Below are 23,184 nucleotides of genomic sequence, written 5' to 3' on the forward strand. Positions count from 1 at the left end.
CACTCCCTGTTTATATGAAACAATAATTATTGATATCCATTTGGATTTTGTTTTTGCCAGTTCCAACTGTCAGCAAGCATATCTTCCAAGGTAAATTGAGGTTTCCAACCCAATTCTTTCTTAGCGCGAGAGGCATCTGCATAAAAAGCTGGTAAATCGCCTGCTCTACGTTCGACGAATTCTGTTGCAATCGTTACACCGTTGACTTCTTCAAATGTCTCTTTAATTTGTAAAACTGAAATTGGCTTGCCTGTACCAATATTCCAAGCTCGGCAACCTTGATTTGCGAGGCGATTATTAATCGCGAGAACATGTGCTTTAGCTAAATCAACCACATGAATAAAGTCTCTTTCACAAGTACCATCTTGAGTTGAATAGTCTTGACCAAAAATAGACAGTTTTTCACGTCGTCCTACTGCAACTTGAGTAACGTAAGGCATTAAATTATTTGGAATCCCTTGTGGATCTTCACCAATTAGCCCGCTTTTATGCGCTCCAACAGGATTAAAATATCTTAATAAAGCGATTGACCATCTATTATCAGCTAAAGCTAGTTTCTCAAGCATTTGTTCAATGACCAATTTTGTATAACCATAATTATTATTAGGTAGACTTAATGGCATATCTTCCTGATAAGGAGATGGATTTAATTCACCATACACCGTCGCCGAAGAACTAAAGACTAGAGTAAAGACACCCGCTTTCTCCATCGCCTTCACAAGTTGGATACTACCCGAAATATTATTATCGAAATAGATTAAAGGCTTCTCCTGACTTTCACCCACTGCTTTTAAACCAGCAAAATGAATCACCGCATCGATTTTATGATCCTGAAAGACCTGATCCAACTCATGCTGATTTCGGATGTCTCCTTGCACAAATACTAAACTTCTATTTGCGAGTTGCTGTATTCTATGTAGAGACTCTTCACTGCTATTTGATAAATTGTCAAAAACAATGACATCATGATCTGCGTTCAATAACTCTAAACAAGTGTGTGAGCCAATATAGCCCGCACCGCCAGTTACTAAAACTTTAGCCATCAGTTTTTCCTAATAATATTTTCAACAAACCTTGCGTCGATGTATCAAATGCAGATAAATCCTCTTGCTCACGATTTAGGATCGGTAAAAGTTGATTAGCAATCTCTTTGCCTTTTTCAACGCCCCACTGATCAAAAGGATTAATATTCCACAACACCGACTGCACAAAAACCTTGTGCTCATACATCGCAATCAGCATACCTAAGCTGTAGGGGTTCAGCTCTTTAAGTAAAATAGTTGAGCTCGGTTGATTACCTTCATATTGTTTATAAGCGGGTAAGTCTTCCAGTTCATCTGCTGCCAATGCTTGATTACCAAAAGCCAGTAAACGAGATTGTGCTAAACAGTTAGATAACGCCAAATGATGCTGTTCAACCAATGCATCCGCACTTTCAACATAGGTAAATTGATTCGCGTTATAACGTCTTACAGGTGCAATAAAATCACAACTCACCGAATGCGTACCCTGATGCAAAAGCTGATAAAAAGCATGCTGTGCATTGGGTCCAACCTCTCCCCAAACAATTGGACATGTAGAAAAGCTTACTTTTTCACCGTTTCTTTGAATCGATTTTCCATTCGATTCCATTTCCAACTGTTGTAAATAAGCAGCGAAATATTTTAATCGACCATCATAAGGCAATACCGCATGGGTCTGAATATCCAGAAAATTATTATTCCATGCACCTAACAGCCCCATTAGAACAGGAATGTTTTGATGAAAAGGTGCAGATTGAAAATGTTGGTCTACTGCATAAGCACCAGCTAGTAATTGTTTAAAGCCTTCTACGCCAACCATTAGCGCAATTGGTAATCCAATGCATGACCAAAGTGAGTAACGACCACCCACCCAATCCCAAAGTAAAAGCTGCTTATCTACAGCAATACCCCATTCCGTCATTTTTTCAGGTTTGGTTGATACACCAATAAAATGGTTCTGTAAAATTTTCTCATTATGACCTAATGCTTTCTCTAACCACTGTCGCACAGTTTGCGCATTAGAAAGTGTATCGATGGTGCCAAACGACTTCGATGAAATGATAAACAACGTTGTTTCAGGTCTGAGCCGATGTAATAATTCAGACAACTGGCTACCATCCATGGTCGAAACAAAATGAACGTCCAAAGGTTTTGCAGTTTTCACTTTAAAGTCAGAGAGTGCATGCGTCACCATCAGTGGACCTAAATCAGAGCCACCAACACCAATGTTAACGACATCTCGTATGACCTCACCTGTTGCACCACGGAATTGCCCAGCATGAATCTTCTCAACTAAAGCGTACATTCGCTCTAACTGTGTCTGTACAGATGGGTTGATTTCAGAAAACTCAGAACTCGATTTAGGCAACCGTAAGGCCCAATGCATTGCAGCTCTATGTTCAGTATAATTAATCTGCTCAGTAGAGAATAATTTTTTTATCCACGGATTTAGATTTTGCTCGTGCGCAAAGTCAATCAAATTTTTAAATGTATCTAAATCAATACGCTGTTTACTAAAATCAAAGACAACTTGATCATATTCAACAGAGAAATCTTTAAACCGACTCGGAGCTTTGGCAAATAAATCATTGAGATGGGTATCTTTGATCTTCTTTTTTAAAATTGACAGTTTATCAAATGCTAAAGTTTGATCTTTATCAGGAACAGAATAAATCTGATTAGTCATACTTAACGCCCCACGCCCATATACGCAAAACCTTGAGATTTAACATAGTGTGGATCATAAATATTGCGACCATCCAAAATTAAAGGATGTTGCATCAGTCGCTGCAAACGTCTGAAGTCAGGACTCCAATATTGCTTCCATGCCGTCAAAACGCATAAGGCATCAACATGTTTAACTGCATTATATTGATCATCACAAAGGATCAAATCTTCGCGCTGTCCATACATCATCTGAATTTCCTCTAAGGCTTGAGGATCATGTAAATAGACGGTAACACCTTGCGCCCAAAGAGCCGCCAACATTTGATGAATCGGAGATTGTTGAATACTCGATGTGTTCTCTTTAAAAGAAGCCCCCCAAATCGCAACTGACTTACCATGTAAATCACCATGATAATAATTCCATAATTTACGGAACAAAATTTCTTTTTGTTGTTCGTTAATATCCCAAACTTGGGCAAGCAATTGACTTTTAACCCCTGTGTTTGTAACTGTATTTGAGAGTGTCAAAATATCATGTGAAAAATTTTCACCACCAAAGCCAGCACCAGGTGCTAAATAAGCTGACCCAATACGATTATCAGCAGCCATTCCCTGACGAACTGAGGCTATATCTATGCCTAACTTCTCTGCCACGACTGCCAAATCATTAATATAGCTAATCCGTGTCGCCAACATGCCTGAGATACTAAGTTTGGTAAACTCAGCATCCAAAATCGGCATAAATAAATATTGTTGTTCTAGAGGGAAAAAAGGTCTGAGCAACTCTCTAACTTTGATCTGAACTTCAATTTGCGTACAGCCAACAAACAACTGCTTCGATTGAGTCAAGCTGTGTAGAGCATTCCCTTCCTGAATTGTATCTGGTAAATAAACCCAGTCATCTTCTGATAGAATTTTTTTAAAGCGCTCTGTGGCTTGTAACCCAAAGGTAGAAGCGTTAATCATGAGTTTAGGATGAATAATCGGGCGTTGTTTCAGATCATTTAATAACTGAAAAACTTGAGCCTCTTGAGTTTGATTAAAACTAAAGAAATAAGTATCGGTATCTAGAGGAATATCCTGATTATCACAATAATTAAGAAATCCACTTTGAAGTTGTTTTGTTAATAATTGACTCACGTTCTCATCGTGAAATGCATATTGCAAATCATTTTCTTGTTTCTGAATATCTGAACACCAATAAACAAAGTGCCCAGATTCAGATAGAAGGGCAGACATCACCCCAGCATATAAAGTATTGCCAAAAACTGCGATTTTCATAATTGCTCACCCTAAACTATAGGGCTAACTCACGAATTAAGCCCTTAAAATCTTCACCCAGTTTTGGATGTTCAATACCATAATGTAATACAGCTTTAAGATAACCAATCTTACTACCACAATCAAAGGTTTGCCCTTTCATTCGATATGCTTCAACAGATTCTGTTTTTTGTAGGCTTGCAATGGCGTCTGTTAATTGAATCTCATTACCCGCACCACGAGGTGTATTTTCCAACATTGCCATAATTTTGGCAGGGAGAATATAACGACCCACAACTGATAAATTCGAAGGGGCTGTTCCCACGGCTGGTTTCTCAACAATGCCTTGCATAACAATACTCTCACCTTCATTCGGAGAGTTTGCTACATCTACGATACCATACTGATCAACCAAATGATCAGGCACCGCTTCCACCATAATTTGCGCTGCCTGCGACTGTTCAAAGCGTTGAATCATTAAGGATAAATCATTTTCTGTTTCATTATCTTTAACCAAAACATCTGGTAATAAAACTGCAAACGCCTCATCACCAACAATATCTTTTGCACAAAGAACAGCATGACCTAATCCGAGTGGCTGTGGCTGACGCACACTTACAACACTGACATTACTCGGCAAAATATCAGTAATTTCTTGGAGTAAATTAAATTTCCTTTTTTGCTCTAATGTCGTTTCAAGTTCAAAATTACGATCAAAATAATTCTCAATTGATGCTTTTGAAGAGTGTGTGACCAATATAATCTGTTCAATCCCTGCAGCGACAGCTTCACGTACAACATATTCAATCGCAGGACGATCAACGACGGTGACCATTTCTTTAGGAATCGCCTTACTTGCTGGTAAAAAACGTGTACCTAAACCTGCAACAGGTAAAATAGCTTTCTTAATCATATTTACTCTCAATTTAATTGACTCTCACTTCGCCACTACGCTTATATCCATCAACATAATGCTCCAACTGAGTTAATGCCCAGTCTACATCATGATCCACAGCCGTCATTTGATTAATTTTACTAAATACAGCTTGTATTTCTTGTAATGGATAATGCTTTTCAAAGGACCGTAGAATACGCGTATGTTCTGTATATTCAGTATTGTCTTGATCAATTAGCAACTCTTCATAGAGCTTTTCACCAGGTCTTAACCCACTATAAGCAATTTCAATATCACCACTTAAAGTACCTGCTTCACGAACTTTCAAACCACTCAGCTTAATCATTTGACGAGCAAGATCTTGGATACGCACAGGCTCTCCCATATCAAGTAAGAATACATCGCCACCTGAACCCAATGCTCCTGCTTGAATCACCAACTGTGATGCTTCAGGAATCGTCATAAAATAGCGAGTAACGTCTGGATGAGTAACCGTGATTGGACCGCCTAATGCAATTTGTTGCTTAAATAAAGGCACAACTGAACCAGAAGAACCTAAAACATTACCAAACCGCACAATACTAATTTGTGTATTCGGTTGAGTTTCTGCTACAGCCTGACAATAAAGTTCAGCCATACGTTTGGATGCGCCCATGACATTAGTGGGTCTCACTGCTTTATCAGTAGAAATCAAAACAAATGTTTCTACACCTTTTTTTACAGCTGCATTCAAACTATTCGCTGTGCCTATCGCATTATTTTTTAATCCAGCAATGGGGTTGCATTCTACCAAGGGCACATGCTTATAAGCAGCGGCATGATAAACCGTTTGAATTTCATATTGTTCAATAATTCTTTCAAGCTTTTGTTGATCTTGCACGGTTCCTAAAATTGGTACAATTTCACAACTTGCTGTTTGTCTTAACTCTTTATCAATATCATATAAAGCAAACTCTGTGAGTTCATAAAGCACTAACATTTTTGGCTTATTCTTAATAATTTGCCTACACAATTCAGAACCGATAGAACCACCAGCCCCTGTCACCATTACAATCTTGTTATTTATATTTTTAGCCAATAAATGAGCAACGGGCGGGACAGGATCTCGTCCTAATAAGTCAATAATATCAACTTCTTGAATATCAGAAATGCGGATCTCACCATCAACAAGTTGAGTTAAACCTGGTAACTCGGTAATTTTCAAATGAGCAGATTCAAATTGTTGAATTATCTCTGTCTTTCTGACACGCCCAACTGATGGAAGTGCTAATAAAATTTCATCTATTCGATCTTTTTTAAACCGCCGTAAAGCTTTTTCAACTGGAAAAACCTTTAATCCACCAACAATTTGTCCTTGTAATGAAGCAAAATCATCAATAAAGAATATTGGAAAATGATCATCTGAACGATTTAAGGCCTCTGCAATCTGCTGCCCTGCATCTCCTGCACCATAAATTGCAATTCTTTTTCGACCGAACTCAGAATAGAAAGACGCTTTTACAATAAACCGAATACTCGCTCGACTAATCCATACCCATGCAAACATCATAAAACCAAACATGAATGGGATAGACATAGGAATATATGCATGTGTTGCAAAATTTAGAACATATAAACTAGCCATGGTTATAAAAACAGCTAATGCTAATTTTATGATAAAAAACTCATTAAACGTTCGAACAATGAATCGATAAACACCTGTAAATGCCAGACTAGTTACCGCAATCAATGTGACTAGAAAAATACCATGTTTAATACCTGGTATCACATCAGCGCCTAAATCAAATAAGCGAATGACATAACAAAGCCATAAAATCACAGGAAAAACAAAGGCATCTAGAGCAACAAGAAAAAATTGTTTGAACAATCTAGGTGCTGAAGCAAATTGATGAATAATTTTTTTCACAGTAATCTTCTAAGCAGCTCATTTACAGTTTGGACTTTATAAACATTTCTTTATCAACTAGAAATGACTTTTACATCTTCATTACATAATCTTTTTAGCAAAATGTCATGAATTAAAAACATTAGAATAACTGATTTAGTGAGTAATAACTGAACCAGCCTCTAAAAAATTTAAAGAATCCACAGTTTTATTTCCCGTGATTTTAACGCCTACACTAAGATGTGCAAACATCCCAATATGACAATCATGATCAACTGAAGAGCCCATATTCACGATAACACCATCATCAATATTCACATCCACGCCTATCACACATCCAGCCATGATAGCCACACCCTCACCGATTAAAGCGGTTGAACTAACCACTGCTGAAGGATGGACTACACTAGCAATAGGAATTGATAATTCTTTTAGCTGCTGAAACCAAACTTGTCTAAGTTTATTGTTGCCTACAGCGGGAATTGCTGCTGATACTTCATTAATAATATTTGAAATTGTTTCCATATTTGCAATTATCGGAAAGCCTGCAATTTCTTTTTTATGAGGCCAACAATCATCTACAAATACAATTGATTTCCACTTTCCAGATAGAAGTGCGGCTTCTGCAACAGATTTGCCATGCCCACCTGCACCTAAGATTAATAGAGCATCCCGTTTAGGCATTCTCAGTTTTCCCAGCACTAAAAAATAGTGCAAGCAAGATAAGTGGAAGATAGGCAATTAACAACAATACTTCTGGAATTAAAACACGCTGTGAAGCCAAATAAGCCACTGGTGCAAGCCAACATAAGTTAATAAGTAATACTGAGATCGTCACAGTAGTATGGCTATATAGACGTGAAGCATATTGATAAGCATGGGATCTGTGCGCATCATACATCTTATGTCCATTCGTAACTCTACGAATTAAAGTAAATGTTGCATCGACAACAAACACGCCTAAACAAATAATCCATGAACAAAATAATGCAGCATCAACTTTAAGTGCCATCAAAGCTAAAACGCCTAAAGTCATTCCTAAAAAACCACTCCCTGCATCCCCCATGAATATACGAGCTTTCGGAAAATTCCAAAGCAGAAAGCCGAATACACTGGCAGCTAAAATAAGTAATAGTTCAATAGATAGTGATGAGGAAAATAACAGATAGATTGTTGCAAGGCTGATTATTGTAGTAATCGCTTCGACGCTTGCAATTCCATTAATACCATCCATGAAGTTGTATAAATTCAATAACCATACAAGAAAAAGTACGGCAATGATATTTGCAAACCAACCTAAATGAAGGGTTCCATTAAATAATGCTACTTCCGAAAAACCACCTAGAGCAAAAACAACGGCTATTGCAATAATGAAATGTATCGCAAGACGCAGCATAGAATTGATATGACCATGGTCATCTAAAAATCCTAAAACTGCAATCCCAAACCCAGAACAAAGTAAAATCAAACCTGTAGAAATTGCAAGGTGCTGAGTAAACATTAATAAAACTATAAAGGATAAGAAAGTAATCACAATCGATACACCACCACCACGAGGCGTCGGTATCGTATGCGAGCTTCGCTCATTTGGATTATCGATAATATTTTTCTTTAGCGCATAATGACGCATATAGCCGGTTAGCAAGAATGATATTAAGAAACTGGCTAATAACATCCAAATTATTGACATATATTACTCACTTTTCTCAAGATATATTTTTCCTGCTCTTTTCAAAGCATCACTTCCTCTTACGACGGGTTTCCAGGCCAGTAAATTTTGTGCTTTTGTCGTATTGACCTCTAAAGATGAAAACAACTGCTCAAACAGTTTAGATTTGCCAAGACAAACAGCTCCAATTTTCATAAACAATCGAGGAATATAAACTAAATTTGGCCTCTTCCCCATACCTTCTCTTAATAATTGAGCAAGTTGCTCAGTTGAAAATACTTCACTATCTGCGATTAAAAATAGTTCGTTTTTCGCTTGAGGATGATCTATACAGGTCTCAATAAATGAAACTAAATTTTCTAAAGCAACAAAAGAACGCCTATTGTTTAAGTTAGCAAATGGCAATGGTAGTTTAGTTGAGGACAATTTGAGTAACCTAGCAAAATTACCCGGTGCGTCAGCTGCATAAACTAATGGAGGACGGATAATTACTAATTCTGTGACCGTATTTGCAAATAATGTTTTCAAAGCTTGTTCAGCTTCAAGTTTTGAAATCGCATAATCTGCATGTGGTTGAGGTATATCTGACTCGTCAAAAGGTGTGCTCACAGTTACAGCACCATTCACACCAATAGAGCTGATAAAAATAAACCGCTTAACTTTATTTTCTAATGCTTGTCGAGCAAGTTGTAATGTACCCTCAACATTTATCGCTCTAAACTGCTCTAGAGGGTTTTGTAGATTATCATTGAGTACGTGTGCTCTTCCTGCTAAATGTATGATCACATCAATGTCAGTAGGGATAGGCGTCGAAAAAACATTTTCTTCAGAAATCGTTACTAACTGCTCAACCATGTCAGGTAGTGTATGCAAATGTCGTCTGTTTAAAGCATATATGTTTTGATATTTATTACTCTGAATGAGTGAGCGGATTAAAGACTTACCGACAAAGCCAGATGATCCTGTGAGAAGAATTTTCATATCTCACACTCTCTTTGCCGTAGCATTAATGATATAACAAAAAAAGTAAAAAATAGACATACCTAAACCTATTTTTAAATATCTTCTGTAAATTTTCCATGTCCAGAAAGCTGCTCTAACTTTATTACCTGATAAATTACGACCATCCTCTACGACTCTATAAAATGCTAATGGCTCTTGCAATCCTATTCCAACTGCATTCGGACAGTTAGAAAGCACCTCCAACCAAAATAAATAATCTTCATGCCCAATTTTTTTTTGTCGAATCAATGTAGCTTTATCTAGTTTATAAATCCCTGTTAAATTACCAATACAATTCCCCTTTAATAATTTTTTATAATTAACAAACACAGGAGCATTAACCAACTTATTAATACCATTAGTATTAAAGCGATAATATGAGCTAAATACCACAGAAATTTCTTTATTTTCTAAAAAAACATTAATTTGTTTTTCAAGTTTAACTGTATCCCACATATCATCTGAATCTAAAAAAGCAACATAATTACCTGTTGCATGATCTATTCCATTGTTTCTAGCATAGGCAACACCTTCATTTTTATCTTTACTAATAAGTTTTATTCTTTGGTCTAATGCAACATATCTTTCGACAATCTCCTTAGTATTATCCAAAGAGCAATCATCAATAACAATTAGTTCAAATTGTTTATATGACTGAGACAGAACACTTTCTATTGAATCAGAAATAGTAGCAGAAGCATTATATGCAGGCATAATAATTGAAACCAAATCGCTAGACATATAAACTAACCCCTAAATTTTTTAAAAAAAACCATATTCACATAACCATCCAACCTACGAGTGATGATTTTCGCAAATAATTTAAGCCCTAATTTCACATAAAAGAAATGATGTAATCTTTCATTACCAATGCTGCTATTACCATTAGTAATCTGGTCGATATCCGGGTGTTCCAACATATCTGTTATGTAAAACTGTATTTCTGGATACTCTTCTGCAAGGCCTGCCCAATCGTCTGCTTTTTTACAACTGCCTTTATGATAAGACAATATTTTTTCGGCTGCTTTTCTATCAACAATATAACCCATTGTATAATACAAGAATCTTCTAAAATTTTTATTTACTTTTAAAACATTAATCCCATTTAGTAAAAAATTATTACCCCTTAAATTTTTACACAAAGTTAAATTAATTCCTCCCAACAAAAAAATAAAGTTTGAGCTTAATATAGTAAGATCCATATTTTCAAAATTTATATCATTTTTAAAAATAACATCGTCTTCTAGAATTAGTGCATACTCATCGTCTGATTCCATAAACCTAGCGAGTATTTCTAAATGCGATAAAGTACATCCGAGCTCAGATGGTGATAATGGTGGAAATGATTTTTTAACACCTAAATTATAATAATCAATACTATTTAATTCTCGCCCATCCACTCCCACTCTGGTAAATTCCAATTTATTCAATCCATTAGTTGAAAAAAATGAAGTTATACGACACCCATTTGGATTATCTATTGATACCACAAATTTTGAAACTTTAGAAAAACCCATAACTCACCTACAAAACAAAATTACGTTTATCAACCTGATAAAAATAAGCAGCAATTAAAATGTAAAATAATGTGAGATCGAGGATACTAAACAAACCAACTTGATCATAAAAGTATCTAAAAACCACCACAAAATAAATAAAAATAAAAAACCACTTAGCTCTTAATGCCAAAAAAATAAAAATAATAAAATTAAATATGAAAACATAAAAACCAAATCTGGAATGCATAAAAATAAAGCTGTTATGAAGATTATACTCCAAAGTTGCTAAATAGGAGCAGCAATTGTAAACATTACTACCCCAAAAAAAATCTGAACTTGTTTGAACTGAACTTATATACTCATCTTTAATAATCTCTCTTGGACTAGATAAACCTTGAGAAAAATTAGTATTTTCATCCAAAAACAAAAATAACTTTTCTTGAAAAGAATATATAAGAGTAGATACAACTGAAATAAAGCCTATTAAAAATTTATTTCTCCCTGAAAAATACAACCCTAGAACAAATAAAAAAAATGAAATAAAAATTCCCGTGCGACCAAACAAAATAAAACACAAAATTATATTTAAAATATAATAAGTTAAGTTTAATTTTTTATTATCAAAATAAGAAGAAACCATCACATTAACAAGGAGAAGGTTTAAAACACCACTTACAAGATTTCTACTAGACCCAAAAAATATCTCATTAAATAGCTCTATATTTGAAAAACCATTTCTGACAACAAAATATAAAACATAACTCGCGAATAAAAGATAAACAAATTTGGACAGAAAAACCTTGTTATTTAAGGAGACAAGATATAGCGCATAAGAAAAAGAAGATAAGAAACCCAATATGTATAATAGCAGTTTATCAAACTCAAAATTTACACTAAGAAACCCAAAAAACAACATACAACATACGTTAATTAAAATACCACAAAGAATAACTACATTAAGTCGACCAAAAAAAATTGCACCAAAGATAATTGTTAAATAATATACACCAAGAAATAGAAATCCACCAAAAACCAAATATAGGAATAAAAACAAGTTTGCTGCAACAAAAAAAAAGTCGCCCAAATTTTGTTTTGAAATAATCATTTATCTACTCCTATGTAAAAGAATTAATATCCATTGTTTCGATTTTTGATTCTTTAAACAAACTATAAATTCCACTATATTTGCTATATAAGAAATCATCATACAATGCTATTTTTTTTAAATTCGGGGTATTTATACTAAGTAAAGCAGAACTGATAAACCCTATTACTATGATACTAATATCAGGATTTTCTTTAGAAAAATTTTCAATGTAATCCTCTATGATCATTTGACTACTGATAATTTCACAAGGAACATTATAAACTATCTCTCTTGGATGTGGATAATAAAAGTCTACCTTAAAATTAGAACATATTTTCTTAATTTTATGCTCTAGATGATCTCCAAATTCTTTATAAGGCTGGCCCAGAAGAAAAGTTCTTACACTACCAACACTACCTACACTACCTACACTACCTACACTACCTATACTACCTATACTACCTATACTACCTACATATCTGATAGCCTTAGAAATATTTCTCAATTTCTTATATATAGTATAATGTAAATTGGTATTATTTCGAATCCACCCAACATCGACTCTAATATTAAAAAATAACCTTAAAAAACTTCTTTTTATATCAATGTTATCTTCATAAAAAATCCCATCATAAAAAACGTTTGCAACTCCATCATCATAAGTCTCTAAAATATCGAATTTAATTTTTGAAATTATTTTGTGTACATATAAGCTATTAATACCTGCTGCAAATATCTTTGTGTATGAACCTAATTTAGATAGAAAAAAATTAAGTTTTAAAAGAGAAAATAATATATCAAGATTACTATTGTTTTTAATAAAAAAATATTTAACCTCCACTCCAGAGTACTCACTCTCTATCAACTCTATATAATATTTAATTTTAGCATTATTTGAATTCACTAAAACAAGAATATCAATATTCTTATATTCATTTACTTTTATAATTTTACTAACCAGCCACAAATGAAATGGTGTTTGACAAATCATTAATACGTCATTATTTTTACTTTCCATCTTTCACCACCCTCCACATTAAAAAAATTAAAACCATATTACTCAATATAAGTGAATAAGGTATATATTCAACCCCCCATAATGAAAAAATATATAGAAACATCAGGTACACAATTGCAGAAATAAAATTCATATTTGAAATTATTAGATTCTTACCATTATAGAAGAAATAATTAACTAAAATAAGATAGGGCAGATTAGCTCCATACCCAATCAAATATAAGACTGCATAATACTTCGAACCATTATATTCTTCACCCAAAAACCAAAGATAAAAGCTTTCAGGCAACATAAAACCAATTATTGCAGGAACAACACAAACAGGCACAGTATATAAGGTATATTTCTTAATTTTCTCAATATTCAAACTACCTTCTTTCAAACCTTGATAATAATAAGGAATAATTGCCTTATTTAAGGCCATAAGAATAATTGGTAGTATGGCTGCTATCTGCACACCTGCAGAGTATAAACCTAAATCTGCATTAGAATATTTTTGATAAATAATAATTCTATCCAACTGACCTTTAATAAAAAAGCTGGACTGATGAAGGATAAGCCCCCCCCCAAATGAAATTATATAAAGTAAAGACAACCGTAATCGTAACCATGTAAATCTATAAATATCTTTAAATAAATCTCCCAATACTAAACTTGCAATCAAAAAGGTTATTAAATTTGCAAATACTATTGCTAATATACGATAAGCCACCAACTCCTGATTAAAATATTCAAGAGCAAATATCGTAAATAGAACATTGGTAAAAGATAATATAATTTGAATTATAATATATTTAAGTGGTTGCTTTTGGCACTGTCGCAAAGAAAGTTGAACATTTACAAAAGACTGAAACATTGTTGCCAACACAACGTATGCCATAATTTCAGCTTTGAACCACCAGCAAATAAGTAATAGTATAAAAGAAACAGATATATTAAATAAATAGCCTGCTTTAACAACTGTATTTAGAGCTCTCTTACCATAAAAATAGAAATACCGAGTAACGGCACCATCTTGACTTAAGCTAATAAAAATAGTTAATAAAGATAATATAGTTAGATAATAAGATAACTCACCAAATCCTTCTGGACCAAGTTTTCGTGTTAAATATGGTAGCATCAAAAAAGGGAGGCTTTTCGCAAAAAGCTCCCCAATCAAGTAAATAAAGCTATCTTTTATAATCCTCATTCAATGGCCCTATGCTTAATAAGCATTTCAGCCGTTAAAAAATCTAATGCTGTATCTATATCAACCGATGTTTCTAACGATGTTTCAAAACCGTAAACATTTTCATCAAAAAAGACACTTCCTTTCTCTAATAAAGCTAGTGTTTCGTATATATATATTGAACCATTTAACCGGAAAAACTTAGGTAGATCCTGACTTCGTTTGCCCAGCACTTCTGGACGAATGAAATCAGACATACAACCATTTTCGGGCAATGTATTTGACCACATTGGACTGTGCTCAGTTTCAGAAACCGAAACAACTCCTTTAGCATTTTTCGCAATAAAAGACTCTAAAGCCGTATTTAGCTCCAACACTAGACGTAAAGGAGATGTGGGCTGAAGTAAAACAATGAGTTCATTTGGTTGATCCAACTTTAAGAAACCAATAGCATGCTTTATAACATCAAAGCTTGAAGCGTGATCATTTGATAAATGTTCTGGCCGCAAAAATGGAACCTCTGCACCATATTGTTCAGAAACTTGCTTAATCTCTTCATCATCAGTTGATACAACTACCCGATCTATATACTTAGACGTAATTGCTGGCTTTATTGACCATGCAATTAAGGGTTTATCACCTAATAATTTTACATTTTTACGCGGTAATCGTTTACTGCCACCACGAGCAGGAATCAAAGCTGTAACTCGATATTGCCCAATCATTAGAACTTACCAAAATCTAAATTAACAATATCTCTCTGAGCACGGTTATAGTCTTCCATGTGACCGATGTCGAGCCAATATTCATGTAAAGGATAGCTTAAGACTTTATTTCTCTTTTCCATTTGCTGTTCTAAAATAGTCGGCATACCAATAAATTGCGCATTAACTTGAGTCAACAATTCAGGTGAAATGACATAAATACCTGTATTAATATCAAAGAAATAACTTGGTTTTTCAGTCATGCTTTGTATTACATTATCTTCTGAGTTAACTACGCCATAAGGAATTTGATATTGAAACTCTCGCACGCACATCGTTGCAATAGCTTCACGCTTTTCGTGAAAGTCCAATAATTTTTCAAAATTCATGTTTGTTAATACATCACCATTAATCACAATGAACGGCAACGTAATATCTAATACTGGCAATAAACTTAATGCACCACCAGTCCCCAGCGGATCAGTTTCATGTACATATTCAATCTGTACGTCAAACTTCTCACCATTACCAAAATGCTCATTAATCACTTCTGGTAAATAGTGGGTAGAAATATAAAATTTGTAAAAGCCTTGATTTTTAAAGCTTGAAATAATGGTTTCTAGTAAAGGCTTTCCACCAACTGGTAACATCGGTTTCGGGCATGTATCTGTGAGTGGGCGCAAACGCGTACCAAAGCCACCGGCCATAATAAAAACTGGGTTTTCTTTACGTTTTTTACGAATCAAGTCACCAAGCGTAATAATATTAACCAGCTTATTATTTTTAATTACAGGTAATGCGAGATAACTTTTTTCACGCATGATCTCAAAAATCTGGTGGTTATTTAAGCTACCTTCTTCAATACTATAAGGATTAGTATGCATGATTGTTTCAACAGCCGCATGCACATCTTGGCCTTTTAAGAGACCTCTACGAATATCACCGTCTGTAATACTTCCGATCAATTGATTGTGATCATCAACGACCAGAACAATTCTTAAAGCATATAAATCAAGTAGTTCTAAAGCTTTCAAAATTGAATCATTTTTATGCAAAATTATATTATTAACATCTCTAGTCACGACTTAATTCCTTAGCAGGTGATCCAATATAGACCTTATTCGGTTCCGTATGTTTCACAACCACAGCACCCGCGCCTATAACGGAGTTTTCACCTAAATATTTCAATTGCTCTGGGCTTTTGCCCGGCAAAATAGCAGCATTTGTTCCAATGTAAGTGCCTTGCTTCAAATGAATACAACCAGACACATTAACACCTGGCATGACAGAAACGTAGTTTTCTAGAATACAGTCATGCCCAATTGTGCTGTTAAAACTTACTATAATAAAATGACCAAAACGACATGAATTTGTAATTCTCGCTCCAGCCGCAATTACCACACCTTTACTATGTTCTAGCAATTCTCGAATGCCATAGCCAAGTGATGATTGAGAATGAATCAAATTGGGATAAGGTAAATCGGGATAAGCTTCATATATTCTTTTACGAATCTTCGGATCAGCAACACCTATCGCATATACCGTATCCGTTAATGTCGATATTGCTGATTCAGGCAAAATGGAAAAACCAAGTAAGGTGTCACCATCTTTGGCATTTCTTTCTAAAAAAAATATATGGCGGTAGCCTTGATCTATTGCTAAATCTACTAGCTCTTTTGCAAAGCCACCTGAACCAAAAATCGCCAGTTTTTTCATTTAAATTTCAATAAAATCGTTCTTTTTAAAGCTACGTTTTGCTTTTGTACCAACAACATCCCAATACTTATTTGGTTCTAAACAAACGCGACCTGCTCGTTTTGCTGTGACATTGTCAGAGGTTAAAAGCTCCCCTTCCGCAATATCTGTTTTAGCCACAATACTACGACGTACTAGGTAATAGTTATCGCTCTCTTGCTCTAGCATAAATTTAATACCATCGCCCAAAGCTGCATATGTTTTATGCAAAATTTCGACATAATGCTTAAATTCATCTGGCTCCATTGATGCTGCGTGGTCTGGGCCAGCCATCGTTTTATCTAATGTAATATGCTTCTCAAAAATGCGAGCACCAAGACTTACACCAATAACCGCTGCATATTCATCAAGCGTATGGTCAGAAAATCCTGTTGCCAAATCAAATACGTTTTTTAAAGTTGAAATGGCATTAAGATTACTTTCTTCAAATAGTGCCGGATATTGAGTTACACAGTGTAAAATAGAAACCTGTTCCTTCAACTGTTTACGTACTGAAATTTTAGAATAAGCTTCTCTAAATAACTGCTGAGACGGTCGAACATCTGTTCCCTTATCGATAACAAAAGCAAATACTGATAAGGCTTGTTCAATATCACCTAAACTCGCTGTTCCTGTAGATAAAATGACATGTTTTTTTGAACATGCAATTTCATAAAGAAACGGTAAATTCGAAATATCAGCAGATGATACTTTTAAGTAAGGTACATCGATATCATTTACTAAGAACTTCAAACTGTCAGAGTCAAACGGTGTTGAAATAAAAGTAATTTGATGTTCATCACAAAACTTCTGTATTTCTTCTGTCTGCTCATAAGTGAGCTCTAAACTTTTTACAAGCTCTAATTGGCTTTGGCTAGAACCTGTATTTTCCTTTTGATATGCAGCCATTTCAGTTTGATCAGATAACAAACTATCTGCTTTAAAGGTTTGAAATTTAACAGCGTTCGCACCACAATCTTTGGCTTTTAAAATAAGCTCTTTTGCTAACTCTACAGAGCCATTATGATTTACACCAATTTCTGCAATAACATAAATTTCGTCTTGATTAAAGATCATAAAATGGCGCCTTCTTTTTAAAATCCGTCGTTTTAATAAGTTCAATTATTTTCTGAGAAGTGTTGCCAAGCCCTAAAGGTGGAACAACTTGACTCAATTCATCATCTGGGAAATTAATTGCTTTTTGCAATGCTTCTAAAATTTCATTTTCGTCTAATCTAACATCAAGTATAGACTCACAACGTAAGCGTCCTTTTTGACGATTACCAATATTTACTGTTGGTACCTGTAATGCTGGAGCTTCTGATAAGCCACTCGATGAGTTACCCACCATAGCTAAAGCATTTTTCAAAACACTTAAATAATTTTGAATACCAAAACTCTTTACAAGCAATACGCGATCTGGCAACTGTGCTTTTAAATCAAGCATTGCTTTCACAATATTAGTATTACCATTGTCGGCATTTGGATAACTAAAGACAAAATTGACATCTTTTATTTGCTTAAGTGCATCAAATAAAGGCGCAACATTTTCTTCTAGTAAATTAGTTTCGGGATGATAAGTAATGAGAAAATATGGTTTTGAAAAATCAAAATCATATAATTCGCTTAATTCTGTAATATTTTTAAATGTTGTACGCTGGATATGATCTAACCCTAGCGCGCCAACATTAAATACCTTATCTGGTTGCTCGCCTAATTGAATAATTCGTTTCTTATATTCCTCTGCCGCGGCAAAATGAATATTAGACATTTTAGTAATCGCATGACGAATTGATTCGTCATATGCACCTTCAGTGATTTCACCACCATGCAAATGTGCAACAGGTACATGCATGATTAAAGCAGCTTGAGTCACTGCCAAAGCCTCGAAACGATCACCCAAAACAACTAATAAATCAGGTTGCATACGTTTCAATGCATCTGCAAATCCAAGTAAGCCAACACCCATCGATTTCACAACAGCGGACGACGTATCAGATGACAATAGCATTTCTACCGATTCGGTAATTTCGAAACCATCTTGAACAATAGTTTTCCAAGTTTCGCCATGCTCAGGTGAATAATGCATAGCCGTAGCTAGAATTTGTAACTCTAGCTCTGGATCTTGCTGAATATCTCGCATTAACCAATACAGCAAACCATATTCAGCTCGAGTTCCTGTAAAAACGGCTATTTTTTTCATTTTTATTACTCCAGAGGAACTGAACTTGGAATATTTACAACTCTTTCTTCCAACCATAATGAGTTAGTTAAATCGCCTTGTAATGCAGTTTGGTACATTGGCAATCTGGTCATTAAAGTCCAGATTGGGCGAGTCATCACCTTATTTGAATTGGTTTCATCCAAAATCAAATCTCGTTGTGCTTTATCTTTGCAAACAATGGCATTTAACCAATAGTTAGATCGGCAGTCTTCAGGTTCCACAACAAATGAAATATCACTATCTTTAAAGAAATCTTGATATTGCTGAGCTAAATCACGCTTTTTAGCAAGGAAACCTTCCAAGCCTTCCATTTGTGCACAACCTAAAGCAGCATTCAAATTTGGTAAACGGTAGTTAAAACCATTTTCATCATGATAAAACTCATAAGGATGCGGTATTTTTGCAGTTGTCGTAATGTGCTTCGCTCTTATTCCAAGTTCTTCACCTTGACACAAGATCATACCACCGCCGCCTGTAGTGATGACTTTATTTCCGTTAAAGCTAAGTGCTGAAACTAGACCAAAAGTTCCGGTATGTTTACCTTTGTAGTAAGAACCTAAACTTTCAGCAGCGTCTTCAACTAATGCAATATTCCACTTGGTTACGACCTGTTGAAGCTCATCAATTTCAACTGGATGGCCAAATGTATGCATTGGAACGATTGCAGAAATACGTTTATTAGTTGCTTTGTGTTTACATACACCTTGGTCATCAATAAAAGCATTTTCTTGCAAATAAGCGTCTAATGCCTTTGGGCACAAACCGAGTGTCTTTAATGAAACATCAATAAATAATGGTTCCGCGCCAATATAAGACAAGGCATTACAAGTTGCGACAAAAGTCAAAGCTTGCGTAATTACGATATCGTCGCGCTTTACACCAGCTAGTAAAAGAGCAATATGTAATGCAGCTGTTCCATTAACAGTCGCAATAGCTTTAGCACAGCCCGTAAACTGTTGAACTTTGGCTTCAAAGTCGTTTACATATGCACCAACACTAGAGACAAAAGTACTATCAATCGTATCTAATACATATTTTTTTTCATTACCAAGAAAACGAGGTTCATGTAATGGAATAAAATTATTGGTACGATAAATGTCTCGTACAAACTGATTAAATTTAGAAGTATCCATTACATTTTCCCATCTAAATATAAACCTGTTTCTTTGTGTCCAAAGTTAGGCATCATATAGTTAAATAGATCAACAATTTCTTCTTTATTCCACTGCTTATTTGAAAGCATTGCATGAATTTTTTCTTCAAATACATGCAACTTGTCTTCTTCAACATTTAGTTCGTTTTTAATAACACCTAAATTATGAAAACGTTGCATATCTAAAGTTTCATTATCGGTAAAGAACTCTTCAAAATCTTTCTCACCCGTAGTTGTGCTTCCAGCAAATAAACAAGGCCATTTTCCTTGTTTTGGCAAAGTCTGAATTAAGCTACGCGCTTCATCCTCAGACTCACACAAATACGGCTCATATCCAAGGTTATTAAGATATTTCACTGCAATATCTGCAAAAGTAATAAGGTGTAAGTGCTCGCTAAGTTTAGGGAAAAAAATATCTCTATTCTCACCTAGTAAACAAGACATGAGACACAGCTCACCTGACTCTTTTGGAGTAACGAAATAACGGCGAATATCATTTGGCGCAGCAATTGGCTGATTTTTCTGTATGCGTTGATTAAAACCATGTAGTAAAGAACCATCAGAAAATGCAACATTCGCAAAACGAGCAGTTGAGATACTAATATACTGACTCTGACGCATAAGGAACATTTCCATAATACGTTTTGAGCCACCCATCATATTTACTGGGTTTGCAGCTTTATCAGTTGAAACGCAGAAATACTTTTTTACGCCTTTTTCAATAGACTGCTGAATCGTTTTTTCAGTATTTAAAATATTAACATGAATCATTCGCATTAATGTAAATGGATCTTTTTCACTACGTACATGCTTCAAAGCTGAAAGATTTAAAACATAGTCAAAATCACCGTCATTCTGAATATATGCATCATATTCAGCAGAACCAATATCTAGTGCAAATGTTTGAAAATCACCATCAATATAGCCAAACGAGCTACGAATATCACGAACTACCTCTGTTAGGTTATTTTCAGAAATATCGACAACATGTAGTTTTTTAGGGTTGCGTTTGAAAATTTCTTTGACGACAGCCTGCCCAATTGAACCTGCACCACCTAAAACCAAGAACTTCGATGCAGAAACAATTTCAATTAGCTTATCATTCCAATACAGAATATCATCTATAAAAAGCTCTTGTTTCCGACCGATTAATTCTAATTGATGGTTATCTATAGACATTTTCAACCCTATTCAAAAAACTTGTTTCACACAAATATCAGTAGTATTTTAGCCAAAATTATAAAAATCAAAACCTTACCTAAGAAAAGTTGCATTCATGACATCAACTATAAAATGAGTTGTAAAGTTAGCTTTAAAAATAGCCGGCTAAATCACAGATTTTAATTGGTCCACACTATATCAGATTTTTTTTAAGCGCCATATTGAAATTGTATGACTACATACAATACCAAAAGCGTAAATACTAGAGGTTGAAAATCGGTTTACTCCGTTTAACCTTACATCATCTTTTTCCTTTACAAAATTTTTTCAATCCAGCTTAGATAAACTTCAAATACAAACCGAAATGATTCTTCAATGCTTTTTTGATTTTTTTAAGCTAGAATTAGCGAAATTCTAAGTCTAAAGACATGTTGTTGTGAGACAACTGATATTAATTAGATATAAATATTCAAGGGTCAAGTGTGAAGCATTATCAACTTTTTTCCATTCTTGCGATTAGTATTAGTGCTGCGAGTTGTGCTGTTACTTCTGGCTTTCAAACCTATGACATTCCGAATGAAGGTGTATATACAACTGATCTCGGATCAAATGTAAATGTTATAAAAATCACACAGGAAAGTTTACCTGCGTTTCAACCTGCTCAAATAAATTATCAAAACAACTATTTTTCTCTTTTTAAGAAACAGCAGCAATCGTATAGATTAAGTGCCGGTGACGTATTGTCTATCCAATTATGGGCATATCCCGAAATCACTCCACCTGTCAACAACTTAACCAACGATCAATCTATACAAGCAAATGGATATCCTATTGATTACAACGGTTTTGTACAGATTCCATTGGTAGGGCGTTACAAAGCTTCAGGAAAAACTTTAGCAGAACTGAATACAGATTTGCGCAGACAATTTTCACAATACTTAAAAAACCCTGATGTGATTGTTAGGGTACTTTCTTATCAAGGGCAGCGCTATTCAGTGCAAGGCAGTGTGCTTAAGGGTGGACAATTCTTCCTCAGTGATCAACCTATTAGTATCTATACAGCTTTAGGTATGGCTGGCGGCGTAACAGATAAAGGTGATAGCACATATATTCAATTGATTCGGAACGGCACCACATACGACCTTAATACGATTGAACTTGAAAAAGCAGGTTATTCTTTACACAAACTCCTTGTTCAACCGAATGATACGATTTACGTGAGTACTAAAGAAAATCAAAAAATCTATATCATGGGTGAGTCAGGTAAAAACCAAGCTTTACCGATGCGTGATCAAGGAATGACATTGAGCGATGCTTTGGGAGAAAGCTTAGGTTTAAATCCTCTTTCTGCAAGTGCAAGCCGTATTTATGTACTTCGAACCAATCCTAATGATCGTAGTACTGCACTTTATCATATGAATCTGATGAGCTTAGGTGATTTTGGTCTTGCCAATCAATTTAAACTCAGAAGCAATGACATTGTATATGTTGATGCAACTGGCCTAACCCGTTGGCAGCGTGTGATCAATCAGGTTATACCATTCTCAAGCGCGCTCTATAATTTTGATCGCTTAGGACAATAGTCTTAATGAATATACAAAATATCTTGGTTGTTTGCGTTGGTAATATATGCCGTAGCCCTATGGCTGAATATCTTTTAAAACAACAACATCCGCTTTTGCACATTGAATCTGCGGGTATCTCAGGTCTTACTGGACATCCAGCGGACGCAAAAGCGCAATTATGTATGCAACGACTATCTATAGATATGGTTGGACACATTGCAAAAAAACTGAATGCCGAGCAGCTTAAAAAAGCTGACCTTGTATTAGTGATGAGTAATAATCAACAAAAACATATTGAACAAACATGGCCTTTTGCTAAAGGGAAAATATTCCGTTTAGGGCATTGGCAAAGTAAAAACGTGCCAGATCCTTATCAACACGATCAAGCTTTTTTTGATGAAACTTGTCAGCTGATTCAACAGTGTGTTACTGACTGGAAAAAATATATTTAACTTTTTAGATTTTAGATT

At 34.9% G+C, this 23,184-nt stretch carries 22 protein-coding genes; 2 read left to right on the top strand and 20 right to left on the bottom strand.

The window, feature by feature from the left end:
- Positions 1-26: 26 nt before the first annotated feature.
- The 20 genes from galE to NGC85_RS16500 all read right to left on the bottom strand — a co-directional run bounded on the left by galE (position 27) and on the right by NGC85_RS16500 (position 21,167).
- Complete coding sequence (gene galE, locus NGC85_RS16405) at positions 27-1,043, bottom strand: UDP-glucose 4-epimerase GalE (RefSeq protein ID WP_254732401.1); 1,017 nt, start codon at positions 1,041-1,043, stop codon at positions 27-29.
- Positions 1,036-2,709: a glucose-6-phosphate isomerase gene (gene pgi / locus NGC85_RS16410; protein ID WP_254732403.1), complete on the bottom strand. Its 1,674-nt coding sequence runs from the start codon at positions 2,707-2,709 to the stop codon at positions 1,036-1,038. Before pgi ends, galE begins: the two co-directional genes overlap by 8 nt.
- Before the next feature lie 2 nt (positions 2,710-2,711).
- Complete coding sequence (locus NGC85_RS16415) at positions 2,712-3,971, bottom strand: nucleotide sugar dehydrogenase (RefSeq protein ID WP_254732405.1); 1,260 nt, start codon at positions 3,969-3,971, stop codon at positions 2,712-2,714.
- Positions 3,972-3,987: 16 nt separating this feature from the next.
- Positions 3,988-4,863 (bottom strand): UTP--glucose-1-phosphate uridylyltransferase GalU, encoded by an 876-nt coding sequence (gene galU, locus NGC85_RS16420; protein ID WP_254732407.1) that lies wholly within the window; start codon positions 4,861-4,863, stop codon positions 3,988-3,990.
- 13 nt (positions 4,864-4,876) lie between these two features.
- Complete coding sequence (locus tag NGC85_RS16425; protein ID WP_254732409.1) at positions 4,877-6,751, bottom strand: nucleoside-diphosphate sugar epimerase/dehydratase; 1,875 nt, start codon at positions 6,749-6,751, stop codon at positions 4,877-4,879.
- 135 nt (positions 6,752-6,886) lie between these two features.
- Positions 6,887-7,414 carry an acetyltransferase gene (locus tag NGC85_RS16430; protein ID WP_254732411.1) on the bottom strand — a complete coding sequence of 176 codons (528 nt, stop codon included), beginning with the start codon at positions 7,412-7,414 and terminating at the stop codon, positions 6,887-6,889.
- Positions 7,407-8,420, bottom strand: coding sequence for a glycosyltransferase family 4 protein (locus NGC85_RS16435; RefSeq protein WP_254732412.1), 1,014 nt, complete (start codon positions 8,418-8,420; stop codon positions 7,407-7,409). Before NGC85_RS16435 ends, NGC85_RS16430 begins: the two co-directional genes overlap by 8 nt.
- Before the next feature lie 3 nt (positions 8,421-8,423).
- Complete coding sequence (locus tag NGC85_RS16440) at positions 8,424-9,380, bottom strand: NAD-dependent epimerase/dehydratase family protein (protein ID WP_254732414.1); 957 nt, start codon at positions 9,378-9,380, stop codon at positions 8,424-8,426.
- A gap of 3 nt (positions 9,381-9,383) precedes the next feature.
- Entirely contained in the window at positions 9,384-10,142 is a 759-nt protein-coding gene (locus NGC85_RS16445; protein WP_254732416.1) for a glycosyltransferase family 2 protein, read from the bottom strand.
- Positions 10,143-10,147: 5 nt separating this feature from the next.
- Positions 10,148-10,918: a glycosyltransferase family 25 protein gene (locus tag NGC85_RS16450; protein WP_254732418.1), complete on the bottom strand. Its 771-nt coding sequence runs from the start codon at positions 10,916-10,918 to the stop codon at positions 10,148-10,150.
- Positions 10,919-10,925: 7 nt separating this feature from the next.
- Positions 10,926-12,005: a hypothetical protein gene (locus NGC85_RS16455; RefSeq protein WP_254732420.1), complete on the bottom strand. Its 1,080-nt coding sequence runs from the start codon at positions 12,003-12,005 to the stop codon at positions 10,926-10,928.
- Positions 12,006-12,015: 10 nt separating this feature from the next.
- A complete protein-coding gene (locus tag NGC85_RS16460) occupies positions 12,016-13,005 on the bottom strand; it encodes a glycosyltransferase family 52 (protein WP_254732422.1) in 990 nt (329 codons plus the stop codon).
- Positions 12,995-14,194 (bottom strand): oligosaccharide flippase family protein, encoded by a 1,200-nt coding sequence (locus NGC85_RS16465; RefSeq protein WP_254732424.1) that lies wholly within the window; start codon positions 14,192-14,194, stop codon positions 12,995-12,997. The genes NGC85_RS16460 and NGC85_RS16465 overlap by 11 nt, the downstream gene beginning before the upstream one ends.
- Entirely contained in the window at positions 14,191-14,898 is a 708-nt protein-coding gene (locus tag NGC85_RS16470; protein ID WP_254732426.1) for an acylneuraminate cytidylyltransferase family protein, read from the bottom strand. Before NGC85_RS16470 ends, NGC85_RS16465 begins: the two co-directional genes overlap by 4 nt.
- The gene (locus tag NGC85_RS16475) at positions 14,898-15,959 is read right to left on the bottom strand and encodes a nucleotidyltransferase family protein (RefSeq protein WP_254804383.1); all 1,062 of its coding nucleotides are present in this window, start codon (positions 15,957-15,959) and stop codon (positions 14,898-14,900) included. Before NGC85_RS16475 ends, NGC85_RS16470 begins: the two co-directional genes overlap by 1 nt.
- Entirely contained in the window at positions 15,952-16,593 is a 642-nt protein-coding gene (locus NGC85_RS16480; protein WP_254804384.1) for a sugar O-acyltransferase, read from the bottom strand. Before NGC85_RS16480 ends, NGC85_RS16475 begins: the two co-directional genes overlap by 8 nt.
- A complete protein-coding gene (locus NGC85_RS16485; RefSeq protein ID WP_254804385.1) occupies positions 16,594-17,688 on the bottom strand; it encodes an N-acetylneuraminate synthase family protein in 1,095 nt (364 codons plus the stop codon).
- A complete protein-coding gene (neuC, locus tag NGC85_RS16490; protein ID WP_254804386.1) occupies positions 17,678-18,814 on the bottom strand; it encodes a UDP-N-acetylglucosamine 2-epimerase in 1,137 nt (378 codons plus the stop codon). The genes NGC85_RS16485 and neuC overlap by 11 nt, the downstream gene beginning before the upstream one ends.
- Positions 18,815-18,819: 5 nt before the next feature.
- Positions 18,820-19,968: a LegC family aminotransferase gene (locus tag NGC85_RS16495; RefSeq protein ID WP_254804387.1), complete on the bottom strand. Its 1,149-nt coding sequence runs from the start codon at positions 19,966-19,968 to the stop codon at positions 18,820-18,822.
- Positions 19,968-21,167 carry a UDP-N-acetylglucosamine 4,6-dehydratase gene (locus tag NGC85_RS16500; RefSeq protein WP_254804388.1) on the bottom strand — a complete coding sequence of 400 codons (1,200 nt, stop codon included), beginning with the start codon at positions 21,165-21,167 and terminating at the stop codon, positions 19,968-19,970. The genes NGC85_RS16495 and NGC85_RS16500 overlap by 1 nt, the downstream gene beginning before the upstream one ends.
- Before the next feature lie 464 nt (positions 21,168-21,631).
- Between NGC85_RS16500 and NGC85_RS16505 the strand changes: the two genes are divergently transcribed.
- Both NGC85_RS16505 and NGC85_RS16510 read left to right on the top strand, forming a co-directional pair.
- Complete coding sequence (locus tag NGC85_RS16505) at positions 21,632-22,732, top strand: polysaccharide biosynthesis/export family protein (RefSeq protein WP_254804389.1); 1,101 nt, start codon at positions 21,632-21,634, stop codon at positions 22,730-22,732.
- Between the two features lie 5 nt (positions 22,733-22,737).
- Positions 22,738-23,166, top strand: coding sequence for a low molecular weight protein-tyrosine-phosphatase (locus tag NGC85_RS16510; protein ID WP_169108781.1), 429 nt, complete (start codon positions 22,738-22,740; stop codon positions 23,164-23,166).
- Positions 23,167-23,184 lie beyond the last annotated feature (18 nt).

Origin of the sequence: Acinetobacter sp. Z1 (assembly GCF_024296945.1) — a bacterium.
GTDB classification, from domain to species: Bacteria; Pseudomonadota; Gammaproteobacteria; order Pseudomonadales; family Moraxellaceae; genus Acinetobacter; species Acinetobacter beijerinckii.